Genomic DNA, 19,817 nt, shown 5'->3' on the forward strand with positions numbered 1-19,817 from the left:
GGTCAAAAATAAAAAAAGTGGTTAAAATGGATAATAAATAATAGATTTGTAAAAACGTACTTTTTATGAAGCAACCTATACTGCATCTTGAAAATGCAGATATTTATCAGAGAGATATTTTAGTATTGTCTAAGATAAACTTTACTTTACGCAAAGGAGAGTTTTACTATTTAATTGGTAAAACGGGTAGTGGGAAAAGTAGCTTGCTTAAAACCTTGTATGGAGATCTAAGACTTCAAAGAGGTTTGGGAAGTATTGTTGGTTTTGATCTTAAAAAAATGAAAGAGAAAGATATTCCGTTTTTGAGAAGAAAAATTGGAATTGTTTTTCAGGATTTTAAACTACTGAATGATCGAAACGTATTTGATAACCTAGAATTTGTTTTAAAAGCTACAGGTTGGAAAGATAAAGATGAAAGAAAAGATAAGATTTACGAAGTTTTGGATAAAGTAGGAATGAAAGAAAAGTACTATAAAAAAACTTTCGAATTATCTGGTGGAGAGCAACAAAGAGTTGCAATAGCTAGAGCTTTATTAAATGATCCTGAATTAATTTTAGCAGATGAGCCAACTGGGAATCTTGACCCTAGAACTTCACTAGAAGTTATGGAATTATTGAATGAAATTCATCAAAGTGGAAAAACCATTTTAATGGCGACTCATGATTATCAGTTGATTGTTAAGTTCAAACAAAAAACGGTAAAGTGTGAAGGTGGGAAATTGTTTGAAGTAGTACAACAGCAGCCTCAAGCCAATCAAAATTCATAAAACTTGCAGAATAAGAAACGTGTTTTTGTTGCTGTAACCAATGATGTTTCTACAGATCAAAGAGTGCATAAAGTTTGTACTTATTTAATCAATAAAGGATTTGATGTTATTGTTTACGGAAGAGTGCTTCCAAATACCATTGATGTTGATAGAGCCTATACAATCCATAGAACAAAACATTGGTTTAATCATAATTTTCTGTTTTATGCGGAGTATAATTTACGATTGTTTTTCTTCCTTCTTTTTAAGAAATACGATTACATCTTATCAAATGATTTAGATACATTAGCTGCATGTTTTGTTTCGAGTAAGTTGAAATCTAAAACGTCTCTTGTTTATGATAGTCACGAATTATTTTCAGAGGGCCCAGAATTACAAGGGAGAAACTTCGTTAAAGGATTTTGGAAAAAGTTGGAAGATCTATTACTACCCAGAATTAAAAGGTCTTACACAGTAAGTCAATCCATTGTCGACTTTTACAATGATCGATATAAAAACAATATGGGGTTAATTAGAAATTTACCCTTATCAGATAGAAAAATTAAAATAGAGGATGTAAGTTTTCCTACTCAAAATAAAGTAGTTCTATATCAAGGTGTTCTAAACCCGGGTAGAGGAATAAAGCCTATGATTAAAGCTTTACACCTTTTAGAAGGTGTAGATTTAGTAATAATCGGATATGGGAAAGTAGAGGAAGAATTAAGAGGTTTTGTCAGTACTGAACAACTAGAAGATAGAGTTCACTTTTTAGGTAGAATCGCACATGAGATATTACCGAATTATACGGTAAAAGCGGATGTGGGAATGGTACTAGAGGAACCTTTAGGAAAGAGTTTTGAATTTTCACTTCCAAATAAATTATTTGATTATATTCATGCTGAATTACCTATTGTTTCTGGTAATTTGATAGAAATAAATAGGATTGTAAAAACATATAAAGTTGGTGTGGCTGTAGAAAGTTATAATCCTGAAGATATAGCGAATGCTGTTAGAAATGTACTTGAAAATGATACTTTAAGAAAAGAAATAAAAGAGAATCAAAGAATTGCTAAAGCAGAATTGTGCTGGGAGAAAGAAGAGAAAAAATTAGATAATTACTTTTTAAACTAATAGCATATTCAACCTAAAGTTTCCATAATAATTCCATCGTTTAATAATCTTGATCAATTAAAAAATTGTTTGAAGAGTATACATAATCAAAACTTTGAGAATTTTGAAGTTTGGATTATTGATGGAGCTTCCACTGATGGGACACAAGAATATTTGAAAACATTAGGTCCACGTTTTAATTACATCTCTGAAAAAGACTCTGGAATCTATGATGCCATGAATACTGGCATTAAAAAATCAGTAGGTGAGTGGTTATACTTTTTAGGCTCTGATGATCAGTTTTCCAATGATTCTGTGTTGGAAGAGGTTTTTTCAACTAAAACCGATGAAGAAATACAGATGTTGATCGGAAATATTGAGTATACAAAGGGGTTAAGGTTTCAATCTGAGTTTAGTTCTAAACTTTGGTTTAAAAATACCGTACATCATCAATCAGTGTTTTATAAAAAAGAGCTTTTTCAGGAATTGAAATATAATCTGAATTATAATGTTTTGGCAGATTATGATGTGAACCTAAAACTGTTCAGACAAAAAGTATCTTTCAGGAAAATTGAAACTACAATTGCAATTTGTGGAGAAGACGGGGTTTCGAAAAAATACAACTGGAATTTATACAAGGAAGAGATCAATTTGAAAGTGTCTCAGGCTGGTCTATTATCTATTCCAGTTTTCTCTTTATTAGGAGTTGCAAAATATTGTTTTAGAAGGATATTTTAAAAAAGAAACCCGCTTCGTAAAGAAGCGGGAAATTGCTATGAAAAACTATGAAAAAGAAACTTTAAATACGTCTCTTTATCTATAGACGAGCGATATCCAAAAGACTTACACTAATTGGGAATATTTTAACATTTCCTTGCTCTTTTTTAAGAAAATTATAAATTTGTAGCGTATGGAAAAAATTGGCTTGAAAATTACAATATTGCTATGTGTAATTTCTCTTAATCTTAACGCTCAGGTGTTTATACCTGTGAACAAAGAGCAGATTCTTCAAAAAATAGAGCAAAACTACGATTCTCAGGTAGATTTGTTAAAAGGGAAGTATAGATCAAAAATTAAGAAAGAATACAAAAAAAGAAGAGAGTTAATTCGAGAAACTTTCTTAGATAGCACTTTTGTTTTTGATAATACCTACAAAAACTTTGTTTCTTCAATTATAAAAGAAGTAAAAACTAAAAATCCGTCTTTAGATCAAAGAGAAGATTTAGTTTTTATCAATAGACATTTAGATCCTAATGCAGCTTGTTTTGGTAACCATACTTTTATGTTCAATTTAGGCTTGTTTCATTTTCTTGAAAGTGAAGATGAGTTTGCATTTATTGTTTGTCATGAGTTGGCACATCAATATTTAGATCATGTAAATGGTAGTGTGAGGAAAAGAGTGGAAAAATTAAATTCTAAAGAGTATAGAAGAAAAATACGAGATGCTAGATTAACGATTTATGGAAGGAATAAGGCCGGAATGAAGCTTCTAAAAGAATTGAGCTATGGTTTTTTGAAAAAATCTAGATCGAAGGAGTATGAAGCAGATTCACTTGGTTTAGTATTTTTCAAAAAAACAAAATATAACGCTGCAGCAGCTTCAAAGTCGTTAGGTAGATTAAAAAGATTTGATGACGGTATTTTTAATACAAAAATTAAAGTAGATAGCATTCTTAATTTTGATGGTTTTAAATTTCGTAAATATTGGCTAGAAGAAGAGGAGACTATGTTTGATATTGAAGAAAAGGCAGATGATTTGCAATGGTGGGATAAAGACTCGATTAAAACACACCCGGATATTGAAAACAGAGTTAAAAAAATTGAAAGTAAGATTACTCAGAAAGAAGTAAAATCGACTGTTTCATTTGAAGAAATAAAAGCGTACGCAACTAAAGATCAAATCAATTCTCTAATTTATTTCAATCAATTAGATTTAGTTTTCTATTTATTGCTTGAGAAAATTCAAAAAGGGAATTCTTCTGATTTTATACTTACTAAGCTTGCGGAAACATTACAGAAGATATATACTACAAAAGTAGATCATGTTTTTGGGAAAAGAATTCCGCAATCAAGTCCTTTTGCTAAAGAGAAAAACTTAAATAAAATACGTACGCTACTTCATAATTTAGAAGTAAGAGATGTACGAAAAATTGGATATCATTTCTGTAAAAAATATTCAAATACAATAGCCAGCGAGGAATTCGTGAAAATCAACAACTTTTTTGCTAAACTAAATCAATAAAAAAACGATGAGAAAGTTACTTTATGTACTATTATTTGTTGGAACATATATGGTTTCAGCACAATCTAAGACCATTGAAAATATGGTGAAGTTCAAGGTGAAAGATTCTGGTTCTTTCATTAATGATGCGAATGATGTGGACGGGTATTATTTCTTTTATGAAGTAGATAAACTTAAAAAAGGTATGCGTGAATACGCTGTGCAAATTCTTGATAAGAATTTAAATGATATAGCTCTTAAAAAGTTTGTTGCTTCTAAAAGATCAGTTATGGTTGCTAATGCCTTTAACAATGATGCAATTATGTTTGCTTTGTTTAATAAGAAAGAGAAAACTCTTACACTAAAAAGTTTTGATAAAAAAGCAAATCCTAGAGAGGATGTAGTTGTTAGTTTGGATAAGAAATTAATTAGAATTTTTGATGCAGGTATTAAGGCGGGGTCATTAAATACAATTTTACATCCAGTTAAGGGTAAAGGGTTTGTTTTAATTACGTCAAATTTCGAAGGAAAAGGAACAGGTTATTCTTTAAATTTTTATCCAACAAATGAGAGTGAAAAAGAATGGGAATTTAAGTTTGTTCCAGAAGAAAAAAGAGGTCATCATAATGTTACTCCTATTGCAATTAACGATAATTTTATTGTTTTGATAGATGTGAAATCTAAAAGAATGTCAAAGAAGAAAGAATTTAAAACTATTGTTTTAGATGCTAATACAGGAGTTAAGTTATTTGACAAACCTTATGATGAAAATGACCCGAAATTAATAAGTAATGCCTTTATATCGTCTGATGGGAAGATTTCTGTTATGGGGCAATACTACAAGCCAAAGGCTAAAATTGCCAAAGCGCAAAGTTTAGGTTTGTATACAGAAAATTATAATGACAAAGGGGAGGTTTTGTTTTCTAAAAGAATTTCTTGGCAAGAAGATGTAAGTAAGTTTTTACCTGTTAAAGAAAATAATAAATTAGAAGATATTGGTTATATTTTCTTTCATGAAATCATAAAAACTGAGTCGGGAGAGTATTATGCGATTGGAGAACAGTATAAGAAAACTTTAAGTGCATTTGGTATGGCAACGGCAACACTTTCGGCTTTCGGTGGAGGAGTTCAAACTAGTGGATTTACGCAATTGACTATAAAAGATATTTATGTTTTTAAATTTGACAAAGAATTTAATTTGAAGGATGTTGATAAATTTGAAAAAGGTAAGTCCAGAGTGCCAAATTTAGTAGACTTTGGTAGTCCTCAATTTAACGCCTATCAAGTTGCGGCATTCGGAGGATTTGATTTTGTGTATTCTCAAAGAGATGTAAAAAGAGATCGTTTTTATGCGAACTTTATTGATTATGAAAGAGGAGGTAAAAAGAAGAAAAAAAACAAAGGAAAAAAGAAAAGTAGGTTCGTTTTTAAAACGATAATTCAAGATGGAGGAGAGTTATCTGTTGATAATATAGAGTTGCCAAAACAAACCAGATACTTTAGAGTTTTACCAGCAAAGGTCGGGTATGTATTATTGTTGGAATATGATAGAAAGAAGAAGAGTTCTTCACTACGTATGGAAAAGTTAAATATTAACTAGGACATAGAAATAGAAAATAAGAATAAAAAAAGCCTGGGTTTTACTCAGGCTTTTTGCTTTTATAATGTTTTTACCATCCAAACATTACAGCTTGAATGTCCTGAATTTCCTAATTGTTTGTCGACAATTTTAAAGTCTGATTCTTCATACATGGCGATTGCTTTAGAAAAATGAGGTAGACTTTCAAGGTAAACATGAGAGTATTTCATGTTTCTGGCAGAATCGATACTTTTTAGCATTAATTCTTTTCCAATACCTTTTCCTCTAGCTTTATCAGAAATATAGAATTTCACCAATTCACAATATCCATTGTCTAATCCTTCGGTAGGAAAAATCCCACAACAACCAATTGCCTTACCATTGTATTCTGCTACCCATAAAATTGAATTAGGTTCATGAAATAACTCATAAAGTGCATCGGTAGAAGCGTCAGAATATACTGTTCCTGTTCTAGGCGCATCGAACTCTTCAATAACTCCTCGAATCATTTTAGCTAAATGAGGATTGTCTCGTTGTTCGGCTTTTCGGTATACAATATCCATTAAAGATGATTTTTGAAACTAAGATAAAAACAAAAAAGCAACCTCAAAACGAGATTGCTTTTTAATTATGTTAAAAGAGTTTTGATTAAAACTCTAAGTTAGCGTTGTTGTTTTTAACTGCTTCAGCAGATGCAGCTAAATGCTCTTTTTCAGAGTCGCTTAAGTTAATCTCAACGATCTTTTCAATACCGTTTCTTCCTAATACTACAGGAACTCCGATACATAAGTCAGATAAACCGTACTCACCATCTAATAAAGCAGAACATGGATAGATTTTCTTCTGATCACAAGCAATTGCTTGAACTAATCCAGATACAGCAGCACCAGGAGCATACCAAGCAGAAGTTCCTAATAATCCAGTTAATGTAGCTCCACCAACTTTAGTATCTTGCTTAACTTGCTCTAATCTTTCTTCAGATAAGAATTCAGATACAGGAACAGAGTTACGAGTAGCTAAACGCGTTAAAGGAACCATTCCTTTATCAGAGTGACCTCCGATTACCATTCCGTCAACATCAGAAATTGGAGCTTCTAAAGCCTCAGCTAATCTATATTTGAAACGAGCAGAATCTAAAGCTCCACCCATACCAATAATTCTATTTTTAGGTAAACCAGTTGTTTTGTGAACTAAATAAGTCATTGTATCCATTGGGTTAGATACAACGATGATAATTGTATTTGGAGAGTGCTCAATTAAACTAGAAGAAACTGATTTTACAATTCCAGCGTTAATTCCTAATAACTCATCACGAGACATTCCAGGTTTACGAGCAATTCCAGAAGTAATAACACAGATATCAGAACCAGCAGTTTTGCTATAATCTCCAGTTGTTCCTACAATTTTAGTATCGAAACCATTTAAAGAAGCAGTTTGCATTAAATCCATTGCTTTACCTTCAGCAAATCCTTCTTTAATGTCTACTAAAACAACTTCTGAAGCGAAATTTTTAATAGCAATGTACTCAGCACAACTCGCACCTACAGCACCTGCTCCTACAACTGTTACTTTCATTTTATATATATTTTATTGAAAATTATTAATAAGATGCACAAAAATAGCTATTTGCCCACTCATATAAAAGGAAAAGCTCTTGGAAATTTCCAAGAGCTTAGGTTTATAACAATTACTTAATTTTTTATCTAAAACTAAACGCGAATCCTGCGTTAAAAGAACTGTATTCTTGTGCTGAATAACTTCCGAAAAGTTTAAAGAATCCTAAACTTAATCGAACTCCAACAGTTGCGTTGAAGCTACCTGCATCACTTGAAATTGATAGAGGGTTTGATACAGTTTCCTGAACTTCTTGAGGAGTTCCACGGTTAAAAGTTAATGTGTAGTCACCTAACATGTTAAAATCTGAGTTTCCACTGTTATAACCTACACCACCAAAAATATTTACAACAGGAAAGTTTAAAGAAGCTAAAGCTTGAAAAGTATAAGCATTCAGGTTAAATTCTGCTGTAGCATCCTGTGCTGTAACGTCACCAGAAATATTTCCAATTTCATAATCGGCATTCATGTTCGTGTAAGCTGCAAGAAGAGAAACATGTAGAGGTGTTTTGTCTAATGGTCCAAACCAATCTGTGATTTCTTTCTTTAATCCAATCCCAAATAATCCAGCTTTAAAATCATCAGTTCCGATTTTTGGAATGAATCGGGCGATAGCTTCTAGTTTGAATGGTAATCCTAAGCCAACTTGAACCATTGGTGTAGGAACTGTACCTGCGATTAAATCATCATTAATTCCAGTAGGCATGTCAAAATTTACAGAAACACTTTGTCCTGAAACAGTTCCGGTATAAGTTATTGTTGCAGGATTAACATTGTTATCAGCTCCTAAAGTTGGGGTGGTTGGTTGGTTTGCTGTTGTAGAGCTCGATAATCCAACGTCTGCGATATTAAAAATATGCTCTTTTTCAGGGATTACAGAACCACTAGCACTAACCGTAATGTCGAATCCAAATTTCTTGTGGACTTTTGCGGTGTGATACCATCCGTTATTCATATTGTAAATTAAAGCTTTTGTTCCTGGTTGAACGTATGCTCCAGTTAGCTTTTCTGCATCTTCTCTAGCTAATAAAATTGTTTCAAGTTCTTGAGAAAATCCTATGAAACTTGTAGCTGCAAATAAAATGAGTAATAATTTTTTCATACTAAGTTTTTATTGATGAGTCTAGTAAATGTATGAAATTATAAATGAAAAGTAAATTGTGAATGTGGGGATTTTAACTAAAAAGCCTCCGTGTTTTCACGGAGGCTCTATGAACTTTATTTAAAAAATTGATTATGCATCGATATTCGCATATTTTGCATTCTTCTCAATAAACTCTCTACGTGGTGGTACTTCATCTCCCATTAACATAGAGAATATTCTATCAGCTTCTGTCATGTTTTCAATGGTAACTTGACGAAGTGTTCTAAATTCAGGATTCATTGTAGTATCCCATAATTGTTCGGCATTCATCTCTCCAAGACCTTTATATCTTTGGATTGTTGCACCACCTCCCATTTTTTGGTTGATTAAATCACGTTGGTTATCATCCCATGCGTATTCTCTCTTTTGTCCTTTTTTAACTAAGTATAGAGGAGGAGTAGCGATATAAATATATCCTTGCTCTACCATTTCTTTCATGTAACGGAAGAAGAAGGTTAGGATAAGTGTTGCAATGTGTGAACCATCAACATCGGCATCACACATAATCACTACTTTGTGGTAACGTAATTTAGATAAGTTTAAAGCTCTTGGATCTTCTTCAGTTCCAATGGTAATACCTAAAGCTGTAAACATGTTTTTGATTTCTTCGTTTTCAAAAACTTTATGCTGCATTGCTTTTTCAACGTTTAAGATTTTTCCTCTTAATGGTAAAATAGCTTGGAAATTACGATCTCTTCCTTGTTTTGCAGTTCCACCTGCCGAATCTCCCTCGACTAAGAAAATCTCACATTGTGCAGGATCTGTTTCAGAACAATCAGATAATTTACCAGGTAAACCTCCAATACTCATAACAGTTTTACGTTGTACCATTTCTCTTGCTTTACGAGCAGCGTGACGAGCTTGTGCAGCTAAGATTACTTTTTGTACAATTGTTTTTGCGTCGTTTGGATTTTCTTCAAGATAATCCGTTAACATTTCAGAAACTGCTTGAGAAACTGCAGAAGTAACTTCTCTGTTTCCTAATTTAGTTTTTGTTTGCCCTTCGAACTGAGGTTCTGCAACTTTAACAGATACAATAGCTGTTAATCCTTCACGGAAATCATCTCCGGAAATTTCGAACTTTACATTCTTTAATAACCCAGAATTATCTGCATACTTCTTTAATGTTCCTGTTAATCCTCTTCTAAATCCTGATAAATGAGTTCCTCCTTCGTGCGTATTAATGTTATTTACGTATGAATGAAGATTTTCAGCATAAGAATCATTATAAATCATAGCAACTTCAACTGGAATTCCATTTTTTTCTCCTTCCATTGAAATTACATGTTGAATAACTGGAGTACGAGTACTGTCCAGGTATCTTACAAATTCAGATAATCCTTGATCACTATGGAAAGTTTCACTAATGTCATTTCCTTCGTCATCTTTATTACGCTTATCAGTAAGTGTAACTGTAATACCTTTATTAAGATAAGCTAGCTCTCTCATACGAGTAGCTAAAGTATCGTAGTTGTATTCTGTAGTTTGTTGGAAGATTGATTTGTCTGGAGAGAATGTAACTTCAGTTCCAGTGATATCAGTTTCACCAACAGTTTTTACAGGGTATTGTGTTTTACCTCTTTCGTATTCTTGTTGCCATATTTTTCCGTCTCTGTGAACTGTAGCTTTTAAGTGATCTGAAAGTGCGTTAACACAAGATACACCAACACCGTGTAATCCTCCAGAAACTTTATAAGAATCCTTGTCGAATTTACCTCCGGCACCAATCTTCGTCATTACAACTTCAAGGGCAGAAACTCCTTCTTTTTTATGTAAACCTACTGGAATACCTCGTCCGTTATCTCGAACTGTAATGGAATTGTCCTCATTAATATCAACAGAGATAGTATCACAATGTCCTGCTAAAGCTTCATCAATAGAGTTGTCTACTACCTCATATACTAAATGGTGTAAACCTCTAACACCTACATCACCAATATACATGGAAGGACGCATTCTTACGTGCTCCATTCCTTCAAGTGCCTGAATACTATCGGCGGAATAATTGTGCTTTTTTTCTTCGCTCATGGTTTGAGTTTTATGTCTTTTATGTTTTATGTCTTTCTTAATAATATCATTGCCACTTGGGAGGTGGTTAACTAATGATATTTTGTCCCCACAAAAAATTCGCTCTAAAAGCGAATTGATAGCTAACAAATCTACAATTTTTTAGCTACGAAATATAATTTTTAAGCGTTTTTATATGGAATTTATCAACAATTGTTTAAAACTCAAAAGTGTCTTAAAGTGCTTAAAAATGGCTTTAAATTCGATTTTGTGTTTGATTTGTTGTTTGGCCCGTTTGAAGTTGTGAGTTTTCGTCTTAAATCTTCTAAGAATTAGTTTTAATCTTGTTGTGGAATAACTTTGTTAATTAGTGTTAAAAAAATGATTTTTAATTGTTAAAAAACGATTAAAATTATTTTTAATAAATAAAATTAACATTTTTATTGGTTTTAATTGATGTTTTTATATTTTTGAGTCAGTTATTAATATTTAAAATTTATAAAAATGAGATTCCCCCGAATTTTATTAGCAGGTGTTGTTGCATCTGTTGTATTGTCTAGTTGTACAAACTCAGAAGACTTAAATCCTCAACCAGAAAACAGCTTGTTAGATTTAAATCAACAGGTTGATAAAAAGCAAGTTGCTTTCGATTTGATTGATTTGATGAAAAATCAAAGTTTCAAAACAAATACTCTTCATCTTTTAGAGCATCAAGAACCTAGTGTTGCTATGTCTAAAGTTCTTGGTGAAAGTGAAGCTTCTGTTGAAAAGATGAAATCTTATCAGGATTTACTTAAAAAGACTACTTATCTAGAATCTGTTTCAAGTGAAGAAGCTCCGGATAAAATTGAAATTTTGGAGTTGTGGATGATAAATTCCAAAAAATCTAAAGATTTTTCCAATATCCTTTTTTCTTTTGCACCTGAAGGAGATGAAAGTACTTGGTCGGTAATTGAAGCTTATAATATGAATAAAGAGGTGGTTTATTTAGATGTGAATAAAGCACCAAATCAGCCTGTAATTGTTATTGAAACAAATGGGTTTGAAACTTTGAAGAGAGAAGTGGAGTTGATGAATGAATATTTAAGAGATGCCGGAGTGCAAAATTCACGTTTTCAAAAAGTAGAAAAGGATTTGTCATATCAAAGTGCTAAATCTAGTGGTTTGGAAACTACGAAACTGGATAAAATAAGATTAAATGATGATGAAGAACCATGGATTAGCGGAGCAGCAGAAGTTTATGCGATTACTTCAGGGATTAAAGATTCTGATAATTCACCAGAAATAAAAGTGATCCCAATGTATTATTTAGATCATGATGGAAGAGATTATTATCCTAATCAAATTTTACTTTTTTGGGACGATTACCAATATCAAGCGGCAAATATTCAATTATTTGAAAAAGACGACAACGTTAATTATAAAGATTTAGTTTCGACTATTGTTAATGGTGTTTTTCAAATTATAGGTACAGTGTCAACTCAACCTTGGGTTAATGTGTTAGGTCAAGTTGCTGGTGCTATTATTCAAGCAATGCCTAATCAATGGTATACTAATAATGATGATTATGTAGATTCTTTTTATACAATTGAAAAGAATAAATCATATTCAAATTACTATGGAGCTAGAGGAAATGCAAAAGTTAATTTATCTCCATTCTTTGTAGCTTCAAATTAAAGTGTCTTTTGAAAAATAAAGATCATTTTGTGTTTTTATATCTAAATTACCCCTGAGAAATCAGGGGTAATTTTATGTTATCCTAAAAATCCCAATTAATAAAAGGAAAACCTTTCCCGTTAATTTTGTTCCACAAGCCAATCTGAATTCCGTTGAATCTTTTTGCATTATTGAATAATCCAATTTGAATTCCTGTTCCGTATTCAATAATGTCATTTTGAAAAGAGATTTGTATTCCATTAAAATCTTTTGCCGTATTAGACCATGGTCCGCCAATCATAATTCCATTTCCTTGTACTACACCGTTTCCTCCAAAAGCAGCAATGATGCCGTTAGCGTTTTCAATTTGATTTGACAGTATGGATACTGAAATTCCATTCATCTTGTTTAAGTTATTTGTGATAACTGTGCCAGATACACCATGTACATCCATTTTTATTAAAGATCCTGTGCTGAAATTTATACCGTAGGTTTTATGAGTAGAGTTTCCTTGTGATGGTTTGCCTCCGAAAATATGCAAAAGGGATATAGGTGAGGCAGCAATTCTAACACCGAATGTCCTGCTGTAGGTAGTTTGATATTCTAAATCTGACGGGTATAATCCTACAGAAACCCCGTATATATCAGTGTTATCTGAGTGATGTGTCCATAATAGAGGTCTAATTTTTCTTTTTTGACTATGTGAAATACAGAAGCAAAGTAATGTTGAGATTAAAATTATTCTTTTCATTTTGATTTTGTTTTTAAATTCAATTCAAAATTATTGTGATAATTGTGTTTTGACTTGTGTAATACACAGTTTTAAATTTTTATTTTTGTGAAAATCACAAATAAATTTTATGTTTCAAGAAGTTTTAATTCAGGAAGTTGGGAAAAATATAAAAAAAGAAACTTCAATTATTGAAGCTGTCTCCACTGCCCTTGATATTAGTTATGATGCCGCACATCGGCGTACGAGTTTTAAGAGTAAGTTTTCATTAGATGAGAGTGTAAAATTGGCGCAGTATTTTAATATTTCTTTAGATAAGTTATTTGGAACGTCAACAGAAAAGTATGTGTCTGTAAGTAGAACAACTAGTATAAAGAATGAGTACGATTTACAGGAATATTTTGAAACTTCATATAATTCTCTTTTGCCTTTGCTTGATCGAAAAGATTGTGAAGTCTATTATTCTGCAAAAGATATTCCACTATTTTATACATTAAAAAATAATAAATTAAGCTCCTTTAAAATGTATGTGTGGTTAAAGTTGTTAGATAAAAATTTTAGAGCTTATAAATTTGAGGAGTTTGCTCCCAGATTATCCACATTACAATCAGCCCAGAAGTTAGGTGATTTATATAAGGATTTGAATACTTCAGAAATATGGGATATAACAACTATAAATAGTACGTTAAAACAAATTCATTTTTATTATAAAGCAGGACAGTTAAGTCTAAAGGATTCCTTGGAGTTATGTAAAGAGCTTAAAGAGTTGTTAGATGATATTTCTAAAAAAGTTGTCTCTAAAAAACATAAATTCAAATTATATCACAATGAATTGTTGTTAATGAGTAATAATGTTCTGATTATAACTCCTGAACAGCAATCTCTTTTCGTTCCATGCGCTATGTTGTCTTATTTAAATATAAGAGATAAAGGAACTTGTTTGGAAGCTAAACAGTATTTTGACAAACAATTTTATCATTCAAGACTTTTAAATACTGTAGGTGAAAAAGAGCAGAATCAATTCTACTATAAAATGATGCAAAAAATAGATGCTTTATGTGATTTGATTAAAGCACAAGATTTATTAGGTTTTGAATAGAAAAATCCTGCACAAGGCAGGATTTTAACACAACTAAAATTTAAAAATTTGCATATTAATATGCGTCTTCATGAACCATTTTTATAGCCCTTCCGCTTGGCTCATTTTGGTTTTTGAAACTTTCGTCCCATGCAAGAGCAGTTGGTGTACTACATGCAATTGAAGGAACTGAGGGAACTGTTAATGCCGCGGTTTCACTTGGGAAATGCTCCTCAAATATTGAGCGGTAATAATATTCTTCTTTTGCTCTTGGAGTTTGAATAGGGAATCTATGATGAGCACTATGCATCATTTCATCTGTAACTTCGGTTTCAACTAATTCTTTTAAAGTGTCAATCCAGTTGTAACCAACACCGTCAGAGAATTGCTCTTTTTGTCTCCAAGCAACGCTTTCTGGTAGATAGCTTTCAAAAGCTTTTCTTAAAACCCATTTTTCCATTCGTTCACCATTAATCATTTTATCTTCTGGGTTTATACGCATTGCCACATCCATAAATTCTTTGTCTAAGAAAGGAACTCTTCCTTCAATTCCCCAAGCCATTAAACTTTTGTTAGCTCTTAAACAATCGTATTGGTATAGTTTGTCTAGTTTACGTACAGTTTCTTTGTGGAATTCCTCTGCATCTGGAGCTTTGTGGAAGTATAAATATCCTCCAAAAATCTCATCAGCTCCTTCGCCTGATAATACCATTTTTATTCCCATTGATTTGATTACGCGTGCCATTAAATACATTGGAGTAGAAGCTCTAATGGTTGTAATATCATAGGTTTCAAGGTTGTAAATAACATCTCTAATTGCATCTAATCCTTCCTGGATTGTAAATGTAATTTCATGATGAATTGTTCCAATATGATCTGAAACTTTCTTAGCAGCTGCTAAATCTGGTGAACCTTCTAATCCGATTGAGAACGAGTGTAATTGTGGGTACCATGCTTCCTCTTCATCTCCGCTTTCAATTCTTTTTGAAGCGTATTTCTTTGCAATTGCAGAAGTAATAGAAGAATCTAATCCACCTGATAATAAAACACCATAAGGTACGTCACTCATTAATTGTCTGTGAACTGCAGCCTCGAGTGCATCACGCAATTCATCTATGCTAGTTTGGTTTTCTCTAACCGCTTCATGATCCATCCAGTCTCTAGAATACCAACGCTGTAATCCGTGTTCTCTTGTGTAGTAATGTCCTGGAGGAAAAACTTCAATTTTATTACAAAATCCTTCTAAAGCTTTTAGTTCAGAGGCAACATAGAATGTTCCTTTTTTGTCCCAACCCATGTATAAAGGAATAATTCCCATATGGTCACGAGCAACTAAGTATTCATCAGTTTTAGCGTCGTAAACTGCGAAACCAAAAATTCCGTTTAAGTCATCTAAAAACTCTTCACCTTTTTCTTGATATAAAGCTAGAATTACTTCACAGTCAGATTTAGTTTGAAAATCATATTTTCCTTCAAACTGTTCTCTTAATTCTTGGTGATTATATATTTCTCCATTTGCAGCTAATACAAATCTTCTGTCTTTACTAAATAAAGGTTGTTGTCCAGATGTTGGATCAACTATGGCAAGTCTTTCATGAGCCATAATTGTTTTATCATCACTATAAACTCCACTCCAATCCGGACCTCTATGACGAATTTTTTTCGCCATTTCTAGTAGTTGAGGTCTTAACGACTCAGACTTTTCTTTTAAATCAAACGCACATACAATTCCACACATAATATATAGTAATTTTTAATTTCTTGTTGTTTTAATTATGGTTCAAATTACCTGAATATACTTTTTTATAAAAACCAAAAAGTTTATTTTAATTTCATATTGTAACTTTTAATTTGTTTTTAGTGTTTTATTGTAATTTTATAAGTCGATTTGTGTGATTTGAATTAATATTTGATATTTTTTGATAATATTTTAGTTGTAATTTGTAAGAATATTCTAAAAACAAAAGACTTCAATGAAACTTCTAAATAAATATATGCTGCTTATATCTGTTGTGTTTATGTCGTGTGCATCGGGTACTCAAGAAATTGAACTTTCTATTCGATATAATCAAATAGGATATACTGCAAATAGACCAAAATTAATTTCGGTCGTTTCTAATAATGAGTTTGATAAAGTCTCATATATAATCAAGGATGCTTCAGGAAAGGAAATTATGTCTGGAGAAACAGGTAAAGGTTTGTTGTGGAATGATTCTGGAGAGTATGTTTCAATACTTGATGTTAGTTCAATAAATAATGAAGGAGAATATGAAGTTTTAATTGGAGAAAACAAGGTAAGATTTAAAGTGCTAAATAACCCTTTTAGTGATTTATCCCAGGCGTTGTTCAAGTATTATTATTTAAATCGTTGTTCAATTGAATTAGAAGAAAAGTACGCTGGTCAATGGAAAAGACCTGCTGGTTTGAATGATGATAGAGTGAAAATTCATAGTTCAGCTGCTACAAAAGAAAGGCCTGAAGGAACCATTATTTCGGGTTCCAAAGGTTGGTTTGATGCAGGTGATTATAACAAGTATGTTTCAAATAGCGGAATTAGTACTTATACTTTATTAAGTGCTTTTGAGAATTATAGTGAGTATTACGGTTCTAAAGAATTTAATATTCCTGAATCAGGAAATAATCTTCCCGACGTTTTAGATGAAGTTATATGGAATTTAGACTGGATGTTGTCTATGCAAGATCCGTTCGATGGTGGAGTATATCATAAACTTACAGGATTAAAGTTTTCGGGAGCAATTATGCCACATGAATATGATTTAGAAAGATATGTAGTTAAAAAAAGTACTTCTGCTGCTCTGAATTTGGCGGCAGTAGCGGCAATTGCGTCAAGAGTTTTTTCACAGTTTGAGACTAAAAAAGACTATTCAGTGAAACTTTTGGAAGCATCTAAAAAGGCCTATGAATGGGCGAAGAAACATCCCGAGGATTATTTTAGAAACCCTGAAGGAGTTAGAACGGGACAATATGAAGATGATGATTTATTTGGTGAATTTCAATGGGCGGCTGTGGAATTGTTAATTACAACTAAAGATAAAAGTTATAGTAAAGATATTCAGATTGATAAAATATCTAACGAAGTTCCTTGGTGGCAAGATGCAAGTGCGTTGTCATTATATTCAATTACAAAACATAGCGCGAGTATAGAAAAGTTTATTGATGTGAATTTGGCGAAGAAGAAATTTTTAGATCAAGCTTCTGAGTTAAAAAATAGAATTGAAACCGAACCAATGCGAGTAGCTATGAAAGGTAAAGATTATGTTTGGGGTAGCAATGGTGTAGCAGGGAATCAGTTAATGTATTTAATAAAGGCATATGAGGTTACCAACAATGTTGACTATTTAAATGCAGTATTTGTTGGGTTAGATTATTTTTTAGGTAGAAATGGGATTGGAACAACTTATATTACTGGACAGGGAATAATGTCTCCAAAATTTCCACATCATAGGACTTCCGAAGCCGATAAAATTATAGAACCAGTGCCGGGAATGGTGGTTGGTGGGCCACAACCTGGGCAGCAAGATAAGTGTGAATATTTTAGTAAAATGCCATCAAAATCATATTCTGATACTTGGTGTTCCTATGCTTCTAATGAAGTAACAATCAACTGGAATGCACCATTGGTGTATGTTGTAAACGCACTTCAATATAATCAAACAAAAAATTTTAAATAAATATTTGTTTAGATAAAAATGACTTTATAACTTTGTTGCAAATGAAAACGATACAATTAAATAACTGGTGGTGGAAATCTCTTAACTTACGTTAGTGAGACCATCTTGTTATATATAAATATTAACGAAAAAGGCTTATCTCATGATAAGCCTTTTTTTATTGACCAAATTAAAATGAAGCCATTACAATTTAAAACAATTTGTAAACAAAAAATAGCAGATACGGTTACTCCGGTTGGTTTGTATTTGCGTTTGAGAGACAAATATCCGAGTACATTACTTCTTGAAAGTTCAGATTACCATAGTAAGGAAGAAAGTTTCTCTTTTATATGTGTTGAACCTATAGTTTCTTTCAAAGCTGATAAAAATGATTTTACGATTTCTTTGAAAAATAAAGAGATTGAAAAGCAACCAATTGATAGAAACTTCAATGAGTTATTTAAAGATTTTACGAGTCGAATCGATTTGGATTGCGACGAGAAACTAAAATCTTTTAATGGATTATATGGTTACACAACATACGATAGCGTTCAGTATTTCGAAACTATTAAATTAACTAATCCAGATGCTCCTTCTGCAATACCAATGATGCAGTATAGCTTTTACAGATTCATTATTGCAATTAATCATTTTAATGACGAAATGCAGTTGATAGAAAATCTAGAAGTAGGAGAAGAGTCAAGATTAGAAGAGATTGAAACGATAATTGAAGCACAAGCATTCAATACGCAAAAATTTGAAATTCAAGGAGAAGAAACATCTAATGTTACGAGCGAAGATTTTATTGAAAATGTAAAACGAGCAAAAGCACATTGTAAAAGAGGAGATGTTTTTCAATTGGTATTATCGCGCCAATTTCAACAAAAATATAAAGGAGATGAATTTAACGTGTATAGAGCATTACGTTCTATAAACCCATCACCATATTTATTTTATTTCGATTATGGAAGTTTCAAATTAATGGGATCTTCTCCAGAAGCTCAAATTAAAATCAACAACGGAAAAGCTATTATCAATCCAATTGCAGGAACTTTCAGAAGAACCGGAGATATGGCTGAAGATATTAAGTTAGGGAAGAAACTATCAGAAGATAAAAAAGAAACGGCAGAGCATGTAATGTTAGTTGATTTAGCTAGAAACGACTTAAGCAAACATGCTGAAAATGTAACTGTTGAAGTATTTAAGGAAGTACAATATTTTAGTCATGTAATTCACTTAGTTTCTACAGTTCAAGGACAATTAATGGGAGATCCAATAAAGATTGTTGGAGATACATTTCCTGCTGGAACATTAAGCGGAGCACCAAAATATAAAGCAATGCAGTTAATTGATAAGTATGAGAATCAATCTCGTGGATTTTACGGAGGTGCTGTTGGGATTATGGGATTGAACGGAGATGTTAACTTGGCAATTGGAATTCGATCTTTTGTAAGTAAAAACAATGTTCTTTACTATCAAGCAGGAGCAGGAATTGTAATTCATTCAGATGAAGAAAAAGAGTTACAAGAAGTAAATAATAAACTAGCAGCATTAAAGAAGGCGTTAACCTTAGCTGAAAAAATTTAAAACAGTCTTGAGAAGTTAGTATTCAGTAATTAGAAGAAATGATTCAAACTTAATACTAATAGCTCAGTACTCAATACTAGAAAAAAACATGAAAATATTAATCTTAGATAATTACGATTCGTTTACCTATAATTTGGTTCACATGGTGGAAAAAATTACGGACAAATATCCTGATGTATATAGAAATGACGAAATCTCGGTTGAAGAAGTTGGAGATTATGATTTAATTATGTTATCTCCAGGTCCAGGAATTCCTGATGAAGCTGGAATCTTAAAAGAGGTCATTAAAACCTATGCAGGAAAGAAACCAATTTTTGGTGTGTGCTTAGGATTACAAGCAATCACAGAAGTATTCGGTGGAACCATAATTAATATGAACGAAGTTTTTCATGGTGTGGCCACAGATATGAAGGTTACAAAACCTGAAGCTGTAATTTTCAAGGATGTTCCTGAAGTTTTTCCAGCTGCACGTTATCATTCTTGGATTGCTTCTAATGAAAATCTACCTGCAGATTTGGAGGTTACGGCTATTGATGAAGATGGAGGAATTATGGCAATCCGTCATACAAAACATCAAATCAGCGCTGTGCAATTTCATCCAGAAAGTATTCTAACAGAAGTGGGTGAGCAATTAGTTCGCAATTTTATTAATTCAGTTTCTAAAAATTAAAATC

General features: G+C 32.1%; 16 protein-coding genes. 10 read left to right on the top strand and 6 right to left on the bottom strand.

The genetic code is table 11. The features are described from left to right. Positions 1-65: 65 nt before the first annotated feature. From ABNT61_RS15720 to ABNT61_RS15740, 5 genes are all read left to right on the top strand, one after another. Positions 66-767: a cell division ATP-binding protein FtsE gene (locus ABNT61_RS15720; protein WP_348709807.1), complete on the top strand. Its 702-nt coding sequence runs from the start codon at positions 66-68 to the stop codon at positions 765-767. Between the two features lie 3 nt (positions 768-770). Then, positions 771-1,877 carry a glycosyltransferase gene (locus ABNT61_RS15725; protein WP_348743908.1) on the top strand — a complete coding sequence of 369 codons (1,107 nt, stop codon included), beginning with the start codon at positions 771-773 and terminating at the stop codon, positions 1,875-1,877. A 30-nt stretch (positions 1,878-1,907) separates the two neighbouring features. Beyond that, positions 1,908-2,594: a glycosyltransferase family 2 protein gene (locus tag ABNT61_RS15730; protein WP_348745685.1), complete on the top strand. Its 687-nt coding sequence runs from the start codon at positions 1,908-1,910 to the stop codon at positions 2,592-2,594. A gap of 172 nt (positions 2,595-2,766) precedes the next feature. After that, the gene (locus ABNT61_RS15735; protein WP_348743909.1) at positions 2,767-4,098 is read left to right on the top strand and encodes a M48 family metalloprotease; all 1,332 of its coding nucleotides are present in this window, start codon (positions 2,767-2,769) and stop codon (positions 4,096-4,098) included. Between the two features lie 7 nt (positions 4,099-4,105). Beyond that, positions 4,106-5,677, top strand: a complete 1,572-nt coding sequence (locus ABNT61_RS15740; protein ID WP_348743910.1) for a DUF6770 family protein — start codon at positions 4,106-4,108, stop codon at positions 5,675-5,677. A 59-nt stretch (positions 5,678-5,736) separates the two neighbouring features. Here ABNT61_RS15740 and ABNT61_RS15745 read toward each other — a convergent pair whose 3' ends face one another. From ABNT61_RS15745 to gyrB, 4 genes are all read right to left on the bottom strand, one after another. Next, positions 5,737-6,219 (bottom strand): GNAT family N-acetyltransferase, encoded by a 483-nt coding sequence (locus tag ABNT61_RS15745; RefSeq protein ID WP_348743911.1) that lies wholly within the window; start codon positions 6,217-6,219, stop codon positions 5,737-5,739. Between the two features lie 85 nt (positions 6,220-6,304). After that, positions 6,305-7,231, bottom strand: coding sequence for a malate dehydrogenase (gene mdh / locus ABNT61_RS15750; protein WP_348709802.1), 927 nt, complete (start codon positions 7,229-7,231; stop codon positions 6,305-6,307). 124 nt (positions 7,232-7,355) lie between these two features. After that, entirely contained in the window at positions 7,356-8,372 is a 1,017-nt protein-coding gene (locus ABNT61_RS15755) for a DUF6588 family protein (RefSeq protein WP_348743912.1), read from the bottom strand. A gap of 132 nt (positions 8,373-8,504) precedes the next feature. Next, on the bottom strand, positions 8,505-10,442 hold the full coding sequence (gene gyrB, locus ABNT61_RS15760) for a DNA topoisomerase (ATP-hydrolyzing) subunit B (protein WP_348740701.1): 1,938 nt from the start codon (positions 10,440-10,442) through the stop codon (positions 8,505-8,507). A gap of 483 nt (positions 10,443-10,925) precedes the next feature. Between gyrB and ABNT61_RS15765 the strand changes: the two genes are divergently transcribed. After that, on the top strand, positions 10,926-12,098 hold the full coding sequence (locus tag ABNT61_RS15765) for a DUF3103 family protein (protein WP_348743913.1): 1,173 nt from the start codon (positions 10,926-10,928) through the stop codon (positions 12,096-12,098). A gap of 82 nt (positions 12,099-12,180) precedes the next feature. On the opposite strand, the gene ABNT61_RS15770 is transcribed toward ABNT61_RS15765, so the two are convergent. Next, positions 12,181-12,828 carry an LA_2272 family surface repeat-containing protein gene (locus tag ABNT61_RS15770; RefSeq protein ID WP_348743914.1) on the bottom strand — a complete coding sequence of 216 codons (648 nt, stop codon included), beginning with the start codon at positions 12,826-12,828 and terminating at the stop codon, positions 12,181-12,183. A gap of 109 nt (positions 12,829-12,937) precedes the next feature. Here ABNT61_RS15770 and ABNT61_RS15775 point away from each other — a divergent pair, with 109 nt between their 5' ends. Then, positions 12,938-13,906, top strand: a complete 969-nt coding sequence (locus tag ABNT61_RS15775) for a hypothetical protein (RefSeq protein ID WP_348743915.1) — start codon at positions 12,938-12,940, stop codon at positions 13,904-13,906. 55 nt (positions 13,907-13,961) lie between these two features. Here the strand turns inward: ABNT61_RS15775 and asnB are convergent, their stop codons facing one another. Further along, positions 13,962-15,623, bottom strand: coding sequence for an asparagine synthase B (gene asnB, locus ABNT61_RS15780; RefSeq protein ID WP_348709794.1), 1,662 nt, complete (start codon positions 15,621-15,623; stop codon positions 13,962-13,964). Positions 15,624-15,858: 235 nt separating this feature from the next. On the opposite strand from asnB, the gene ABNT61_RS15785 reads away from it, so the two are divergent. The 3 genes from ABNT61_RS15785 to ABNT61_RS15795 all read left to right on the top strand — a co-directional run bounded on the left by ABNT61_RS15785 (position 15,859) and on the right by ABNT61_RS15795 (position 19,813). Then, positions 15,859-17,577, top strand: coding sequence for a glycoside hydrolase family 9 protein (locus tag ABNT61_RS15785; protein ID WP_348743916.1), 1,719 nt, complete (start codon positions 15,859-15,861; stop codon positions 17,575-17,577). A gap of 174 nt (positions 17,578-17,751) precedes the next feature. Beyond that, the gene (locus ABNT61_RS15790; RefSeq protein WP_348743917.1) at positions 17,752-19,143 is read left to right on the top strand and encodes an anthranilate synthase component I family protein; all 1,392 of its coding nucleotides are present in this window, start codon (positions 17,752-17,754) and stop codon (positions 19,141-19,143) included. A gap of 88 nt (positions 19,144-19,231) precedes the next feature. After that, positions 19,232-19,813, top strand: coding sequence for an aminodeoxychorismate/anthranilate synthase component II (locus ABNT61_RS15795; protein ID WP_348722655.1), 582 nt, complete (start codon positions 19,232-19,234; stop codon positions 19,811-19,813). Positions 19,814-19,817 lie beyond the last annotated feature (4 nt).

Source organism: Tenacibaculum sp. 190524A05c (genome assembly GCF_964036595.1).
GTDB lineage: Bacteria > Bacteroidota > Bacteroidia > Flavobacteriales > Flavobacteriaceae > Polaribacter > Polaribacter platacis.